14 protein-coding genes are annotated in these 16,305 nt (G+C 63.5%); 7 read left to right on the top strand and 7 right to left on the bottom strand.

The window, feature by feature from the left end; translation table 11 throughout:
* Positions 1–12: 12 nt before the first annotated feature.
* The 3 genes from NOX35_RS20255 to rpsT all read right to left on the bottom strand — a co-directional run bounded on the left by NOX35_RS20255 (position 13) and on the right by rpsT (position 3,813).
* Positions 13–1,389: an MATE family efflux transporter gene (locus NOX35_RS20255; protein WP_182283922.1), complete on the bottom strand. Its 1,377-nt coding sequence runs from the start codon at positions 1,387–1,389 to the stop codon at positions 13–15.
* A 111-nt stretch (positions 1,390–1,500) separates the two neighbouring features.
* Entirely contained in the window at positions 1,501–3,195 is a 1,695-nt protein-coding gene (gene mqo, locus NOX35_RS20250) for a malate dehydrogenase (quinone) (protein ID WP_256494513.1), read from the bottom strand.
* 324 nt (positions 3,196–3,519) lie between these two features.
* Positions 3,520–3,813 carry a 30S ribosomal protein S20 gene (rpsT, locus tag NOX35_RS20245; RefSeq protein ID WP_003052598.1) on the bottom strand — a complete coding sequence of 98 codons (294 nt, stop codon included), beginning with the start codon at positions 3,811–3,813 and terminating at the stop codon, positions 3,520–3,522.
* A 234-nt stretch (positions 3,814–4,047) separates the two neighbouring features.
* Here rpsT and murJ point away from each other — a divergent pair, with 234 nt between their 5' ends.
* Entirely contained in the window at positions 4,048–5,613 is a 1,566-nt protein-coding gene (gene murJ / locus NOX35_RS20240; RefSeq protein WP_182283916.1) for a murein biosynthesis integral membrane protein MurJ, read from the top strand.
* 104 nt (positions 5,614–5,717) lie between these two features.
* Positions 5,718–6,566: a SirB1 family protein gene (locus NOX35_RS20235; protein WP_182283912.1), complete on the top strand. Its 849-nt coding sequence runs from the start codon at positions 5,718–5,720 to the stop codon at positions 6,564–6,566.
* A 24-nt stretch (positions 6,567–6,590) separates the two neighbouring features.
* Here the strand turns inward: NOX35_RS20235 and NOX35_RS20230 are convergent, their stop codons facing one another.
* Positions 6,591–7,649 (bottom strand): AI-2E family transporter, encoded by a 1,059-nt coding sequence (locus NOX35_RS20230; protein WP_182283910.1) that lies wholly within the window; start codon positions 7,647–7,649, stop codon positions 6,591–6,593.
* Positions 7,650–7,686: 37 nt separating this feature from the next.
* Entirely contained in the window at positions 7,687–8,739 is a 1,053-nt protein-coding gene (gene purM / locus NOX35_RS20225; protein WP_182283907.1) for a phosphoribosylformylglycinamidine cyclo-ligase, read from the bottom strand.
* A gap of 624 nt (positions 8,740–9,363) precedes the next feature.
* Here purM and hda point away from each other — a divergent pair.
* From hda to folK, 4 genes are read left to right on the top strand one after another with little or no spacing between them, the layout of a single operon-like run.
* Complete coding sequence (gene hda, locus NOX35_RS20220; RefSeq protein WP_003070849.1) at positions 9,364–10,062, top strand: DnaA regulatory inactivator Hda; 699 nt, start codon at positions 9,364–9,366, stop codon at positions 10,060–10,062.
* A 57-nt stretch (positions 10,063–10,119) separates the two neighbouring features.
* The gene (locus NOX35_RS20215; protein WP_256494509.1) at positions 10,120–10,821 is read left to right on the top strand and encodes an HAD family phosphatase; all 702 of its coding nucleotides are present in this window, start codon (positions 10,120–10,122) and stop codon (positions 10,819–10,821) included.
* The gene (gene pcnB, locus NOX35_RS20210; RefSeq protein WP_182283901.1) at positions 10,818–12,383 is read left to right on the top strand and encodes a polynucleotide adenylyltransferase PcnB; all 1,566 of its coding nucleotides are present in this window, start codon (positions 10,818–10,820) and stop codon (positions 12,381–12,383) included. The genes NOX35_RS20215 and pcnB overlap by 4 nt, the downstream gene beginning before the upstream one ends.
* On the top strand, positions 12,376–12,894 hold the full coding sequence (folK, locus tag NOX35_RS20205) for a 2-amino-4-hydroxy-6-hydroxymethyldihydropteridine diphosphokinase (RefSeq protein WP_256494507.1): 519 nt from the start codon (positions 12,376–12,378) through the stop codon (positions 12,892–12,894). The genes pcnB and folK overlap by 8 nt, the downstream gene beginning before the upstream one ends.
* Positions 12,895–13,004: 110 nt before the next feature.
* Here the strand turns inward: folK and NOX35_RS20200 are convergent, their stop codons facing one another.
* Together NOX35_RS20200 and NOX35_RS20195 are read right to left on the bottom strand one after the other, a co-directional pair.
* A complete protein-coding gene (locus NOX35_RS20200; protein WP_232538003.1) occupies positions 13,005–13,973 on the bottom strand; it encodes a tripartite tricarboxylate transporter substrate binding protein in 969 nt (322 codons plus the stop codon).
* A gap of 120 nt (positions 13,974–14,093) precedes the next feature.
* Entirely contained in the window at positions 14,094–15,140 is a 1,047-nt protein-coding gene (locus NOX35_RS20195; RefSeq protein WP_182283882.1) for a CDP-6-deoxy-delta-3,4-glucoseen reductase, read from the bottom strand.
* Between the two features lie 169 nt (positions 15,141–15,309).
* Between NOX35_RS20195 and NOX35_RS20190 the strand changes: the two genes are divergently transcribed.
* On the top strand, positions 15,310–16,197 hold the full coding sequence (locus NOX35_RS20190) for an SDR family oxidoreductase (RefSeq protein WP_256496950.1): 888 nt from the start codon (positions 15,310–15,312) through the stop codon (positions 16,195–16,197).
* The last annotated feature ends 108 nt before the right edge of the window (positions 16,198–16,305 follow it).

The raw sequence follows: 16,305 nt of genomic DNA, 5'->3' as shown, positions 1-16,305 counted from the left end.
TGCGCTGCGGGTCTAGCTCTGCGCTGTCGTGCTGTCCAGCAGCCGTGAACGGCGCCACGGGCCCCAGCGGTAGTAGGCGATGGACAGCAGCATGGATGCCAGCGCGCTGAGCGGAAAGCTCCACCACAGCGCATCCTGCCCCCACAGCGGCTGCAGCCCCCAGGCCAGGGGCAGGCGCAGTCCCCACAGCGCCAGGGCCAGGATGCTCAGGGGCGCCAGCACCGCGCCCGTGGAGCGCACCACGCCGGCCAGCACGCTGCTCACGCCCAGCAGCATGAACGAGCCCAGCACGATGTGGTTGAGGTGGCGTGCGGGCTCCAGGGCCTTGCTGTCCTCGGGCAGGAACAGGGCCAGCACGGAGCGGTCGCAGGCCAGGATCAGGGCCACGCAGGCGCCGGTCAGCAACAGGTGGCACGTCACGCCGGCGCGTGCGGTGCGCGCCACACGCGGCCAGTGGCCGGCGCCCACGTTCTGGGCAGCGATGGTGGTGCAGGCCGAGGCCACGGCAATGGCCGGCATCTGGACATAGGCCCACAGTTGCAGGGCCGCGCCGTAGGCGGCCGAAACCTGGGCGCCATGGGTGTTGATCAGGGCCAGCATCAACACCAGGGAGAGCGAGACCACCAGCATCTGCAGGCCCATGGGCAGGCCCTTGGTGACCAGGCAGCGCACCAGTGCCGGTTCGGGCCGTAGATGGCGGCGCTGGCGCCAGCCTATCCATAGCGGCAGGCGCCGCCGACGCAGCCAGACCAGCAGGCCCGCAAGGCCGAGGCTGTTGGCCGCCAGGGTGGCCAGTGCCGAGCCCGCCATACCCAGACCGGGCAGGGGACCGGCGCCGAAGATGAACAAGGGGTTGAGCAGGGCATCGCCCAGCGCCACGCCCAGCAGGGCTACGAAAGGTGTGCGGCTGTCGCCCGTGCCGCGCAGCACGGCGGTCACGAAGATCAGCAGCAGCATGGGCGGCAGTGCGAGAAAGAGCACCCTCAGATAGTCCACTGCCAGTGTGGCGGTGGCAGGCTCGGCCCCCATGGCGCCCAGCATGGGGGCGGCAAGCGGCCAGCCCAGGGTGGCCATCAGCAGGGACATGCCCAGAAACAAGCTGGCACTGGTGCCCGTGATGCGGCGTGCCAGGGCCCAGCGGTCCGCGCCCACGGCCTGAGCCACGAGCAGATTGGCGGCCTGGCTGATGCCGAAGACCAGGGCGATCAGCGCAAACAGCAGGTTGTTGGCATGCACGGCCGCGGACAGCGCGGTCTCGCCCAGATGGCGTCCGATCCAGAAGGCATTGACCGAGGTATTGAGCGACTGCAGCACATAACCGCCCCACAGAGGCAGGGAAAAACGCAGCAGGGCGCGGCCTATCGGTGCGTGGGTCAGTGGCTGGTGCATGGACAAAAGGAGGCGGCGCAAGCTCAAGCGCTGGGGCTTGGCAAGAAAAAACCCCGCGCGGCACAGGCCGGCGGGGTGGGCACCGGCGGGCCGGTGCGGGGAGAGCCGGGCTTAGAGCGCCTGCATTTCCTTGTTGAGCTGGGTCGGGTTCTGGGGGGCGGCGGCAGGCGCGGGAGCCGCTTCGGCCTTTTTGCCCAGATCGGCAGGGACATCCACATAGGGCAGCTTCAGGGCCGAGCTGGTCATGCGGCGGATCTCGTTGGTATAGGCAGCATCCTCGTTGATCTTGCGGCCGTAGGAGGGCACGATCTGCTGGATGTGGGCCTTCCACTCGGCGCTGGCCATCTGCTCGGGGAAGGACTTCTTGAGCAGGTTCAGCATGATGTGCGGAGCGGTCGAGGCGCCGGGCGATGCACCCAGCAGGGCGGCGATGCTGCCGTCTTCCGAGCCCACGATTTCGGTGCCGAACTGCAGCACGGCGCCTTTTTCAGGGTCGCGCTTGATGATCTGCACACGCTGGCCGGCGGTGACCAGCTTCCAGTCCTCGCGCTTGGCTTCGGGGAAGTACTGGGCCAGCACGGCCTGACGGTCTGCGTCGGTCAGCTCGGCCTGCTGCATCAGGTACTGGACCAGATCCAGGTTGTGGATGCCCACGCGCAGCATGCCCATCAGATTGTCATGGGTGACCGAGGAGAACAGGTCCCACCAGGAGCCGTTCTTGAGGAACTTGGTGGTGGCCAGTGCAAAGGGGCCGAACAGCACCACGGGCTTGCCGTCGAGCTGGCGGGCGTCCAGATGGGGCACGGACATGGGAGGCGAGCCGGTGGAGGCAATGCCGTAGGCCTTGACGTCGTGGCGCTTGGCCAGCTCGGGGTTCTCGATGGCCAGGAACTGGCCGCCCACGGGGAAGCCGGCGTAGTTCTTGGATTCTGGGATGCCCGAGGCCTGCAGCAGCTTGAGTGCGGCACCGCCGGCACCGACGAAGACGAACTTGGCCTTGACGGTCTTTTCCTGGCCGCCCTTGGCCAGATCGGCCACGGTCACGTTCCAGGTCTTGTCGGCGTTCTGGCGCAGTGCCGTGACTTCGCTTTGCAGGTGCAGCTGGAAGTTGGGACTCTTCTGGAGCGAGGCCATCAGCTGCTCGGTCCAGACGCCATGGTTCACGTCGGTGCCCAGGGGCATGTAGGTGGCGGCGATCTTCTGGGCCGGGTCACGGCCTTCGATCATCAGCGGGGCCCACTTCTTGATCTGTGCCTGGTCTTCGGAGTACTCCATGCCGTAGAACAGGGGGTTCTGGACCAGGGCCTGCTGGCGCTTCTTGAGGAAGGCGATGTTGTCGTCACCCCAGACGAAGCTCATGTGGGGCGTGGCATTCACGAAAGTTTCAGGCGACTGCAGGTGGCCGCGGCCGACCTGGTGGGCCCAGAACTGGCGCGTCACCTCGAACTGCTCGGCAATGCTCACGGCACGCTTGGTTTCCACGCTGCCGTCGGGCAGCTGGGGCGTGTAGTTGAGCTCGGCAAAGCCGGAGTGGCCGGTGCCGGCGTTGTTCCAGCCGTTGGAGCTTTCCAGGGCCACGCCGTCCAGGCGCTCGAAGACCTCGATCTTCCAGTCGGGCTGCAGCTCCTGCAGGTAGGTGGCCAGCGTCGTGCTCATCACGCCGGCGCCTACCATCACCACATCGACGGGCTGCTCGTTCTCGGCCTTGGGCACGGAGCGAGGAAATATTGGCCAAAACAAAAATAACAGCGCGGCCAGGACCAGGGCCGCGACGGCTCCCAGTCCTGCTTTGATCGACTTTTTCATGACTTTTTCTAGACTTGACTATCAAAAAAGCCTGCGGGCAGGCGGCAGGCTTTTTGCGAAGATACGGGGCAAGTCCTATAAAAGACATGAGACTCCCCGACCTAGGGATTGTCCTAGGGAAGTCAAAATCTGACGCTAATCAATTCGTATTAGGGCGCTTTGTGCTAGGCGTGTGGCGCATCTGTGTATGCCTTGATGAGGCAGTCACCGTCGGGTACAGGCAACAAAAAAACCGCCCTGAGGCGGTTTTGATGTTTTTGCTGACAGCGCACCCGTTACAAACGGCAGATGACCGAAGTCATCCGTGCTTGAGGGAGGCTGGTATTAAGCAGCCAGAGCCAGGGTCTTGACCTTGGCGGACAGGCGGCTCTTGTCGCGAGCTGCCTTGTTCTTGTGGAAGATGCCCTTGTCAGCGATCGCGTCGATCACGGACTGAGCCTTGGCAAACAGTTCAGCTGCCTTGGTCTTGTCGCCGGCCACAACAGCCTTCTCGACATTCTTGACAGCAGTGCGGTACTTGGAACGCAGCGAAGTGTTCGCAGCGTTCAGCTTGACGTTCTGGCGGGCGCGCTTGCGGCCAGAAGCCAGGCGGGGGTTCTTTTTGGCTTTAGTTGCCATGATTTATTTCCTTGTGTGTCTGAGGATGATGTCAGCAAAACCGTGGATTGTAGCATACCCCCTGAACGGCTGCGCCGCCTCCCCCAAAGGGGGACGACAGCTGCGCTGCGAGGCGGCTCTTGCTCGCTGTCCTGGTGTGAGGTGTGCCTGGCCGAAGAGTGTGGTTTGCTACAGAGTGCAAGGCACCGCGATCTGGGCAAGCAGCGGCTGGCGTGAACGCATACACTTCGCTGCGTGTCACTGTTCAAAGCCGCCTCCACCGTATCCCTGATGACGCTGGCCTCCCGTGTTTCGGGGCTGGTTCGCGATCTGCTCATGGCCTCCATGTTTGGAGCCAATGCCCTTACAGACGCGTTCAATGTCGCCTTCAGAATTCCCAACCTGTTCCGGCGCCTCTTCGCCGAAGGGGCTTTCAGCCAGGCCTTTGTGCCGGTGCTGGCCGCCAGCAAGACTCGGGATGGCGAGGAGGCCACGCGCCACCTGATCAGCCATGTCGCGACCATGCTGTTCTGGGCTCTGCTGGTGGTCTGCGTCTTGGGCGTGATCGGCGCGCCGCTGCTGGTCTGGCTGCTGGCCAGCGGCATGCGCCAGTCACCCGACGGCTATCACGCAGCCGTGGTGATGACGCGCTGGATGTTCCCCTATATCGGTTTTATGTCGCTGGTGGCTCTGTCGGCAGGCATTCTCAATACCTGGAAGAAGTTCGCGGTGTCGGCAGCCACGCCCGTGCTGCTCAATCTCAGCATGATCGTGGCGGCCCTGCTGGGAGCGCCCTGGTTCGAAAAGCAGGGCATAGAACCCATCTATGCCATGGCTGGCGGCGTGATGCTGGGCGGCGTGCTGCAACTGGCGGTGCAGATTCCTGCGTTGCGCTCCATGGGGCTGATGCCGCGCATCGGCTTTTCGCCTGCAGCCGTTCGCGCAGCCTGGGATGAGGCGGGCGTGCGTCGCATCCTGACGCTGATGGGGCCGGCGCTGCTGGGGGTAGGGGTGGCCCAGGTTTCGTTGATGATCAACACCCAGATCGCTTCCTATATGGCGCCCGGCAGCGTGACCTGGTTGTTCTATGCCGACCGTCTGATGGAGTTTCCCACGGCCTTGCTGGGCGTGGCTCTGGGGGTGGTGCTGACGCCGCAGCTGGCTTCAGCCAAGGCGGCAGGTGATGGCGAACGCTATTCCAATATGCTGGACTGGGGTCTGCGCCTGGTCGTGCTGCTGGCCGTGCCCTGCGCCGTGGGCCTGCTGACCTTTGCCACGCCGCTGGTGGCCACGCTATTCCATCGCGGTGCCTTGCATGACAGCGATGTGGGGCAGATTGCCCTGGCGCTGATGGGCTACGGCGCCGGCCTGCTGGGCCTGGTGGCCATCAAGGTGCTGGCCCCCGGCTACTACGCCAGCCAGGACATCCGCACACCCGTGAAGATTGCGATCGTGGTGCTGGTGATTACGCAGTTGCTCAATCTGGTGCTGGTGCCCTGGCTCAAGCACACAGGGCTGGCCCTGTCCATCGGTCTGGCTGCACTGGTCAACGCGAGCTGGTTGCTCACGGGCTTGCTGCGTCGCGGTACCTACAAGCCCAGGCCGGGCTGGTTGAAGTTCATCGTGCAGGTGATTGCGGCCAGTGCCTTGCTGGCGGTGCTGCTGCTCTGGGGCAGTCAGCACTTCGACTGGGTGGGCTTGCGCAGCAATGGCTTGCTGCGCGCAGGTCTGCTGGCTGTGATGATGGTCGGTGCCGCCGTGCTTTACTTTGGCGTGCTGATGCTGTCGGGCCTGAATCTGCGTCAATTGCTGCGCCGCTAAAGCTTGGACTGCTCATGGAAAAGTGAGCGGTCAGCGCAGGTTTTACAGGCGTATCAAGGGGATTTCGCTTGCATGACCTGCCAAGGCGGCTTACAAATCAGCCTATGAGCTGGACGATAGACGAGTACCCCACGGCCCTGCAGTATTTTGCGTCCCTGGTGCAGAGCGACGATAACTTTGCCTTGATGGAAGCCGCCATCAGCATTGCTCAGGATGCCGAACCTGATCTTGACCTGCAGGCCGTGCTGGCGGAACTGGACAGGCTGCAAGTGCGCTTGGTGCAGCGTCTGGCTGGCGAGGAGGACGGTTTGCGCAAGCTCAGTGCGCTCAACAAGTTCTTCTACGGTGAGTTGGGCTTTGCCGGCAACCTCAACAACTATTACGACCCTGCCAACAGCTATATCCACCATGTGCTGCAGACCAGGCGCGGCATTCCCATCAGCGTGGCGCTGATCTGGCTGGAGCTGGCTGCCGGCATCGGTCTGACGGTGGAGGGCATAGGCTTTCCAGGGCATTTTCTGGTCAAGGTCATGCTGCCGCAGGGGCAGGTGGTGCAGGATCCGTTGACAGGCGATTCCTATTCCGCAAGCGCCTTGGCAGAGCGCCTGCAGCCGTTTCTTGATCAGGCAGGCATAACGCCCGATGATGCGCCGCCGCTGGGTCTGTATCTGCAGGCCGCTCATCCGCGCGATGTCGTGGCGCGCATGCTGCGCAATCTGCAGGAGATTCATCAGGTCCAGAAAGACTGGCCCATGCTGGTGGCCGTGCTCAATCGCCTGATCCTGCTGCAGCCCGGCCGCGAGGAGCTGTTCCGGGACCGCGGCATGGCGTATGCCCAATGGGGAGTGATTGAAAGAGCGCTATCGGATCTGGAGCGTTATGCGCCTGCCGCACAGGGGCAGGAGGCCAATTACATCGCCAAAACCATTGCCCGGCTGCGCCGCGCGGGTTGAGCGCCTTGGTGGCAGGCAGCTTGCTTACACCAGTTGTGCGGCTTCCAGCTCTTTCTTGAGATAGGCATAGAACAGCGGCGCTGCCACCAGACCAGCGGGGCCGAAGACGGACTCGGCCACAAACATCACGGCCAGCAGCTCCCATACGCCCATATGCGTGCGTGTTCCCACCACCTTGGCGTTGATCACGTATTCAGCCTTGTGAATCAGGATCAGGAAGCCCAGGCAGGCGGCAGCAGCTATGGGCGATACGGACAGGCCAACCAGCGTCAGCACGGCATTGCACAGCAAGTTGCCGACGATGGGGATCAGCCCGGCGATAAAAGTCAGCGTGATCAGCGCGGGGGTGTAAGGCAGTTGCAGCTTCCAGATCGGCAATATGGCCAACAGGAATATGGACGTCAGCAGAGTGTTGAAGGCCGCAATCCAGAACTGGGCGGCCACGATCTGCTTGAAGGCCAGGGCAAAGTGACCGATGCGCTGCTGCAGGGCCTGCACCAGCGGCGGGTGGCGCGTGGCGATGGGGCGAACGGCTGCCAGCGCGCCGATGATCAGGCCCACATAGGCATAGAGCAAGCCAGTGAGCCAGGCCCTGCCTGCAGTGGCCAGCACACCGGCCTTGGCGGCCAGATAGCCGGCCAGCTTGCTTTGAATTTCCTGAGCGCCATCAGGCAGTTGGTCGGCAATGTCCGAAGGCAGTTTTTCCCGTAGCTCCAGCACCGTGGCCGCCAGATAGTCCAGCAGTTCCTTGTATTGGGCGGGGGCTTCGGTGATATAGGTTCGGGTCTGGGAGAGTGCGCCGCTGAGCAGGGCCAGCGGCGCCAGAATCACGATGGTGGTGGCAACCACCTGGGCCCAGCGTGGCAGCTGGTGGCTGGCAAAGGCGCGAGGGTTGGCGCGTGACAGCAGACGTGACAGCGAGCGGGTAAGCATGAAGCCTACGCACACACACAGCAGGCCGGGGAGTATTCCCTGATGCATGACGAGCAGCAATGCTGCCCCCATCAATATGTAACTGGCCAGTATGACCTTGGGCGAAGGGCCCGGTTGCGTAGTGATGGGGGCGGGCAAATGCTGCGTCATTCAGGCTCGGGGTAGAGGGGCTGTGATGAAGATTTGCTTAGCGAACTTCAACGGGCTTGCCGGAGCCGATTTCCGTGATGGCGCCAATGCTGTAGACCTTCTCGCCCAGTTCGGCCAGTGTGGCCGTCGTGGCTTCCGCGTCTTCAGCGGCCACCACAACCACCATGCCGATACCGTTGTTGAACGTGCGGTTCATCTCGATGTCGTCAATGCCGGCGGTCTTTTGCAGCCAGGCGAACAGCTCGGTCTGAGGCCAGCTGCCAGCCTTGAGATGGGCTGCGGTGCCTTCGGGCAGCACGCGGGGAATGTTTTCCAGCAGGCCGCCGCCGGTGATGTGGGCCAGGGCCTTGATGGGGTGCTTGTCCAGTGCGGCCAGCACGTTCTTCACATACAGACGGGTGGGTTCCATGATGGCGGCCTTGAAGGGCTTGCCGTCCAGAGTCTCGGGCAGGCTGCCCTGGGCCTCGGCGCGCTCGATGCATTTGCGCACCAGCGAGAAACCGTTGGAGTGCACGCCGTGCGAGGCCAGACCCAGCACCACATCGCCAGGCTTGACGTTCTGACCGCTGAGGATCTTGGACTTTTCGACTGCACCGACGGCAAAGCCGGCCAGATCGTATTCGCCATCGGGGTACATGCCGGGCATCTCGGCGGTTTCACCGCCGATCAGTGCACAGCCGGACAGCTCGCAACCCTTGGCAATACCGCCCACCACGGCAGCAGCGGTGTCCACATGCAGCTTGCCGCAGGCGAAATAATCGAGGAAGAACAGGGGCTCGGCGCCCTGCACCAGCACATCGTTCACGCTCATGGCCACCAGGTCGATGCCCACGGTGTCGTGCATATTCCACTCGAATGCCAGCTTGAGCTTGGTGCCCACGCCGTCGGTGCCGGACACCAGCACGGGTTCCTTGTAGCGCTTGGGCACTTCGAACAGGGCGCCGAAGCCGCCGATGCCGGCCATCACGCCTTCGCGCATGGTTTTCTTGGCCAGGGGCTTGATGCGTTCGACCAGGGCGTCGCCTGCGTCGATGTCAACACCGGCGTCTTTGTAGGAAATGGGGGTAGAGGAGGATGCGGAAGAGCTCATCGATGGATCCGGTGCGGGGGCGCCCTGCTGGGCGGAAACCCCGGGATTCTACGGCGCTTGCCCGTGCAGCGGGGGCGCCCGGACATGCGTCAAAGGGTTTTGCTGGAGCATTCATGGCCTGACTACAACAACGGCAGTAGGCAAAATCAGCCCGAAGCCGCTCGGGGGCTGCGAGTGCAGACTAAAATTGGTGCTTTTGTTACCGAGTGATCATGCTAGGGCATATTGCAGGGCCTGATCTAAGAACGTGTTGACGATCCCTACGCAGCCGCGTTGGAGCGCAATCGGGATGAGTTTGAAGCGATGACTCTTGCTTGCACCGGGGTGCAAGCAAGAGTCATCGCGCAGAAATCGCCCGATTTCGCTCCAACCCTTCGGGACAGCGGCTTGGCGGACGGTCTGCGGTGTTGCGAATCCTCGCAATAGCAGAGCTATTGCTGCGGTATCGCGCCTAGCATTCCACTCCGCAAAGCCGCTGTCGCGGTGCGAGGAGATTGTCAACACGTTCTGGTGCGCGTCCGGGCCTTTGTATCTTCCACCATTGATGCTGATGAATCTCCTGCCAGATTTCGCCGCATGGGCTGTTGAGTGCCCAGGAAAGGGGGCGCTGCGCGTATGTCGCAGATGAAGCAGCTGGCTCTGGATATCAGCATGGCGCCCGGCCCGACGCTTGCGCGTTTCTTTGTCGGCCCCAATGCTGCATTGATCGATCACCTGCGTCACTGGGTGGGCGATGGCCAGTTGCAGCAGTCGCGCACGCCGGTGCCCACCTATCTCTGGGGAGAGGCCGGGTCCGGCAAGAGTCATTTGCTCAAGGCGGTGCGTGAAGCCCTGCGCGAGCAAGGAGCCATGGTGGGCTGGATGGATGCATCCACGCCGTTCCCGCCCGAGTTCGACGAACGCTGGGCCGCCGTGCTCATGGACGATGTGGACATCTACACCCCGTTCCAGCAGGCGCGTGCCTTCAACTGGTTTGTGAATGCCACCAGCCCCGCCACCGGCCTGCCGCGCTGGGTGCTGGCTGCGGGTCAGTTGCCGGTGGCCGATCTCAAGATGCGCGAGGACTTGCGCACCCGTCTTGGCTGGGGGCATGTCTATCAGCTGCATCTGCTCGATGAATCGGCACGGCGTGCCGTGCTGCGTCAGGAGGCAGATGCCCGTGGCGTGTTCCTGAGCGACGAAGTGATGGATTACATGCTCAGACGCTTTTCGCGGGATCTGGGCTCGCTGATGCAGCTGCTGGACATGCTGGACGGTTTTGCCCTGCGTAACAAGCGCGCCATCACCATCCCGCTGCTCAAGACCATGCTGGAAACCGAGTGAGGCCCCCGGTCACGCTCCCCGCTTTGGCCATGCCACAGCACTTTTTGTTGGATTTGAATGTCGACTTCTGAATTGGCTATCAAGCCCAGGCTGGCCCTGTTTGACCTGGACCATACGCTGCTGCCGCTGGACTCCGACCATGGCTGGGGCGAGTTCTCCATTGCCATCGGTTGGTGCGACCGCGAGGAGTTCGGGCGCCAGAACGATGCCTTTTTTGACGACTATCTGGCCGGCCGTCTCAACATCCCCGACTATGTGCGCTTTGCCACGGCTGCCGTGGTGCAGCGCGGCGAGGCCGAGGCCACGGCCGCGCATCAGCGCTTCATGGACGAGGTGATTCGCCCTGCAATGAAGCCTGCCGCCCTGGCCTTGGTGCAGCAGCACCTGGATGCGGGCGATACCGTGGTCATCACCTCGGCCACCAACGAGTTTGTAACGCGTCCCATCGCCCAGGCTTTCGGTGTGCAGCATCTGCTGGCGACCGAGCTGGTGCGTGATGGCAGCGGCTGGTTCACAGGCGAGATCGCCGGCATTCCCAATATGCGCGAGGGCAAGGTCGTGCGCATGACCGAATGGCTGACCCAGCGCGGCCTGCGCTGGGAGGATGTCGAGGCGACCTTCTACAGCGACTCCATGAACGATGTGCCCCTGCTTGAAAAAGTGGATCACCCTGTGGCCACCAACCCCGATGCGCGCTTGCGTGCCCTGGCCGAGGAACGCGGCTGGCGCATCGTGGACCTATTTAGCGAAGCACCATGATCAAGACCATTATTGACAAGCTGCTGGGCAAGGCGCCCGCAGCCCCCCGCTCGCGCAAGCCCAAGTTCGGCAAGCGTGAGGAAGTGCCTGTTCAGGTGCATGGCATAGACCCGAATCTGGTTGACCGTCGCGCCATCGACGTGGTGCAGACCCTCAAGCGCTCGGGCCACGAGGCCTATATCGTCGGCGGCGCCGTGCGCGATCTGCTGCTGGGCCTGCGTCCCAAGGACTTCGACGTGGCCACCGATGCCACGCCTGAACAGGTCAAGAACCTGTTTCGCCGCGCCTTCATCATCGGCAAGCGTTTTCGCATCGTGCACGTGGTCTACGGCCGCGGCCGTGAAAACGAAGTCATCGAGGTTTCCACCTTCCGCGCCTTTCTGGACAACAGCGCGGCCGAGCAGGTCAGCGGCAACGAACGTACCAGCAAGAATCAGCTGGCGGGGCTGAAGCATGCCGTGGATGCCAGCGGCCGCGTGCTGCGCGACAACGTCTGGGGCCCGCAGGATCAGGATGCCACGCGCCGCGACTTCACCATCAACGCCATGTACTACGATCCCGAGACACAGATCGTGGTCGACTATCACGGCGGCATTGCGGACGCCAAGAAGAAGGTGCTGCGCATGATCGGCGATCCGGCCACGCGCTACCGCGAAGATCCGGTGCGCATCATTCGTGCCGTGCGTTTTGCCGCCAAGCTCAGCGGCAAGGGCTTCAAGCTCGAAGCCAAGACCGCCAAGCCTCTGGTCGAGTGCGAGCCGCTGCTGCAGGAAGTGCCGCAAAGCCGCTTGTTCGACGAAATGCTCAAGCTGCTGCAGACTGGTCACGCGCTGGCCTCGGTGGCTCAACTCAAGGAGCTGGGCCTGTCGCGCGGCATCTATCCGCTGCTGGACGTGGTCATGGAGCGCGCCGACCATCCCTTCGTGCAGGCCGCACTGATGGATACCGACCGCCGTGTGGCCGAAGGCAAGCCCGTGGCGCCCAGCTTTTTGCTGGCCTGCGTGCTTTGGCAGGATGTCAAGCAAGGCTGGGAAAAGCGTCTGGCCAAGAGCTATCACCCTTTCCCGGCGCTGCAGGAGTCGATCGACGAAGTGTTCGATCAGCGCATCGGCGATGTGTCGGGCCGGGGCAAGCTGGCTGCCGATATGCGCGAAATCTGGGTCATGCAGCCGCGCTTTGACAAGCGCACCGGAGCCACCCCGCACTCCATGGTGGCGCAGCCACGCTTCCGTGCCGGTTTTGACTTCATGCGCCTGCGTGCCGATATCGGCGAGGTCGAGGAAAGTCTGGCCAGCTGGTGGCAGGAGTTCCAGCAGGCCGACGATGCCCAGCGCGATGACCTGATTGCCCAGGCACGCGACGAGCAGCGCGCCCGCCAGCGTGCCCAGCAACAAACGGCTCCCAAGGTCCACCGCGTGGCCAAGAAAAAAGCCGAAGGCGATCAGGACAGCCCGCTGGATCAGGTCGCCGCAGAAGGCGATGCAGCCGCTCCCAAAAAGCGCCGCCGCCGTCGCCGCAAGCCATCTGCCGGTGCTGCTCCTGCCGCCGGTGGTGATGAGTAAACCGGCCGCCTTGGCGGCCGACATGGTTGCGGTCGGTCTCGGGGCCAACCTCGGCGATGCACGCCAGAGCCTGTCCTGGGCCGTGGCGGCGATGGCCGGGCTGGCCCGGACCGAGCTGCTGGCCGTGTCCTCGCTCTACAGCAGCAAACCCATTGATTCGTCCGGGCCTGACTATCTGAATGCGGTGGCGCTGCTGCGCACCGGGCAGGAGCCGCTGGATCTGCTGCACGCGCTGCAGGCGATCGAGCTGCAGGCCGGACGTGAGCGTCCCTACCGCAATGCGCCGCGCACTCTGGATCTGGATATCGAGCTATGGGGGGACCGGCAGTCGGAGGATCCCGAGCTGATCCTTCCCCACCCGCGCATGTGGCAGCGAGCCTTTGTGCTGCTGCCGCTGGCCGAAATTGCGCCTGGCTGCGTGAGCGCCGAGCAATTGCAGGCCGTGGCAGACCAGGGCATAGAACGCAGTCTGGCTCAGGGTTGGTGGACAGAGCAGTCAGCGCAGTTCTGATTTAATAGCTTGTTGGGATTGCCTGGCAATCGATAGAGACTGAAATCACCTATAAAAAAGCCCCGGGGCCGTAAGGCTGCCGGGGCTTTTTCAATCAGCGTCAGGGCCAGTCAGTCGACCTTGGCGCCGGAGGCCTTGACGATGGGCTGGTATTTGGCGCGCTCGGAGGCCATGAACTTGTCGAATTCGGCGGGCGTGGAGCCCACGGGTTCGGCCATCAGGGCGTTGAAGCGGGTCTTGGTTTCCGGTGCTTGCAGGGCATCATTGAAGGCCTTGCTCAGCTTGTCCAGCACGGGCTTGGGGGTGCCGGCCGGGGCAACCAGTCCCCACCATGTGTCGATGGCAAAACCGGGGTAGGTCTTGGACAGCGCGGGCACGCCAGGCAGCAGCGGCGAGGCATTGAGCGAAGTCACAGCCAGAGCCACCAGCTTGCCGCTCTTGATATTGGGCGCGGCCGCAGCTAGGTTGTCGATATTGAAGTCCACCTCGCCAGACAGCAGGGCCAGCTGGGCAGGATTGGCGCCACGGTAGGGCACGTGCAGGGCAAAGATGCCGGCCTTTTGCTTGAGCATCTCGCCCGCCAGATGGCCTGCAGAGCCATTGCCGCCGCTGCCGTAGTTGAGCTTGCCGGGATGGCTCTTGGCGTAGGCGATCAGATCGGCCACGCCATGGATCTTGAGCTGCTCGGCCTTGGCTGCATTCATCACCAGCACATTGGGCACGCGCACCATCTGGGTGATGCCGGCAAAGTCCTTGCCCGCGTCATAGGGCATCTTGGTGTAGAGCCAGGGGTTGACGGCATGGGTGGCCGTGGCGGCCAGGCCGATGGTCATGCCGTCGGGCTGGGCCTTGGCAATGGCGTCTGCGCCGATGTTGCCGCCTGCACCGGCCTTGTTGTCGATGATGACGACGCCCAGGGAATCGCGCACCCGCTCTGCCAGTGCGCGGGAGGTGATGTCCAGCGGACCACCGGGCGCATAGGGCACGATCAGACGGATGGGTTCTTGGGCCTGGGAGAGGGGAGAGGCCAAGGCAGCAGCGGCCGCCATGACCGAGAGAAGGCTGTTTCTACGGTTCATAGAGTTCTATTGTGCAAAAAATTGCAGCGGCTCCGGAACTGGCGGTTACTTGTGCAAGAAAAATGCGCGTAAACCCTGATGCGGTATGGAATGCATCGGGGTTTGCGCAAAACAGCGTTCTTACTTGTCCGCTTCGGAGGTAAAGGCGTCGGCGTAGAACTCTTCGGCAGGCAGCGCGCGTTCGCTGGTATAAGCGGCGCGGGCCGAATCCACGACGATGGGAGCACCGCAGGCATAGACCTGGTAGCCGGACAGGTCGGCAAAGTCGTCCAGCACGGCCTGATGGACAAAGCCTGTGCGGCCCGTCCAGGCGTCTTCGGCCAGGGCATCGGAGATCACGGGTACATACCTGAATTGGGGCATGGCGGCCGTGTGCTCGGCAATCCAGCTGGCGTCATACAGGTCGGTGGGGCGGCGGCCACCCCAGTACAGCGTGACGGGGCGGTTGATGCCCTTGTGGCGCATATGCTCGATCAGTGCCTTGATAGGGGCAAAGCCCGTGCCCGAGGCGAGCAGGATGATGGGCTTGTCCGAGTCCTCGCGCAGGAAGAAGCTGCCGAACGGGCCCTCCACCCGCAGGATTTCCTTTTCCTTCATGCCGCCGAAGACATGATCGGTGAACTTGCCGCCTTCCATGTGACGGATATGCAGCTCGATGCCGGGCGCCGTCTCCTGCACATGGGGCGCGGTGGCCATGGAATAGGCTCGGCGGGCACCGTCGCGCAGTATGAACTCCACATACTGGCCGGCGTGGTAGCGGAACTTCTCGCTGGCCGGCAGCTGCAGGCGCACCTGCATCACGTCATGCGACTTCTTCTCGAGAGCGGCCACGCGCACGGGCATCTTCTTGATGGGGAAGGAGCTGGCGTCCGTGACCTGGCGCGACTCCAGCACCACATCGCTGTGGGGCGTGGCGCAGCAGGTCAGCACATAGCCGCTGGCTTCCTCTTCGGCTGTCAGAGCCTTGTCCGAGTGCGTACCGTGGCTGACTTCGCCGCTGAGCTTCTTGCACTTGCAGGAGCCGCAAGCACCGTCCTTGCAGCCATAGGGCAGGCCGACGCCGGTGCGAATGGCTGCGGCCAGAATGGTTTCAGCGCCCTGAGTGGCAAAAGCACGTCCGCTGGGCTGGACGGTAATTTCAAACGAAGCGTGGGCAATCTCGGTCATGACGTTTTGGTTATCCTTGAAGGCGTATACGGCAGCCTTTTTGTCGGCAATGCTGCAGTCGCAGCAACGCCAGTGGCTCCTTAGAACTTGTACGCAGCAGGTCCCGATTTTGCCTTCAAACCAAAGCCCATTGGGCGCGCTGCCAGCGCGCTTTCGTCGTGAACGCTTATTGATCGTCGGCCACGGCGATGTGGGTCGGCGCGTGGCCCGATTGCTGGTTGCTTCGGGTCGTGGCAGGCACGGCATTCAGGTGCTGGCCTTGAGCCGCAACCCGGAGCGGGCCGGGGTGCTGCACGCACAGTCCGTGAGGCCTTTGTGGGGAGATCTGGACGATCCGGCCAGTCTGCGCAGGCTGGCAGGTATCGCGACGCGGGTGCTGCATCTGGCACCGCCTCCGACACTGGCTGCCGAGGATGCCAACAGGTGGCTGGACACCCGCACCACGGCTCTCATGCGGGCACTGCGCCTGCGCAGTCTGCCGCGCAGCCTGGTCTATGCATCGACCTCGGGGGTCTATGGCGACTGCGAGGGGCAGTGGGTGAGCGAGAGCCGGTCCGTTGCGCCGACGACCGCCAGAGCTCAGCGCCGTGTGAATGCCGAGCTCGCCGTGCGCTTTGCCGGTCGCTTGGGTCTGCGGGCCAGCATCTTGCGCATTCCCGGCATCTACGCACCGGATCGTGAGGGCGGTACGCCCCGCGCCCGGCTGCAGCGAGGCACCGCCGTGCTGCAGGCCGACGACGACGTCTATACCAACCATATTCATGCCGACGATCTGGCACGTGCCTGCCTGCTTGCGCTGTGGCGCGGCAAGCCGCAGCGCATCTATCACGCCAGCGACGACACGCAGCTGAAGATGGGGGATTACTTCGATCTGGCGGCCGATCTCTACGGCCTGGCCCGGCCGCCGCGCATTTCGCGCGAGCAGGCGCAGGCAGAACTGCCGGCAAGTCTGCTGAGCTTCATGAGCGAGTCGCGGCGGCTGTCGAATCAGCGGCTCAAGCGTGAGTTGCGACTCAGGCTGCGCTATCCCACGGTGACCGAGGGCCTGCAAAGCTAGGCAGAGCCAAGAGCACAACCCTCAAACATGGGCTCGGCCAAGCAAGGGGTGACAAGCAAACGCCGCCGCGCGGCGAAGCTGTCGTCCCCTGGGGGAAGGCGCAAAGCG

The sequence above is a fragment of the Comamonas sp. C11 genome (genome assembly GCF_024496285.1).
GTDB lineage: Bacteria > Pseudomonadota > Gammaproteobacteria > Burkholderiales > Burkholderiaceae_C > Comamonas > Comamonas testosteroni_F.
Note: the sequence above shows the minus strand (reverse complement) of the source record. Positions and strands in the feature narration are given on the sequence as shown.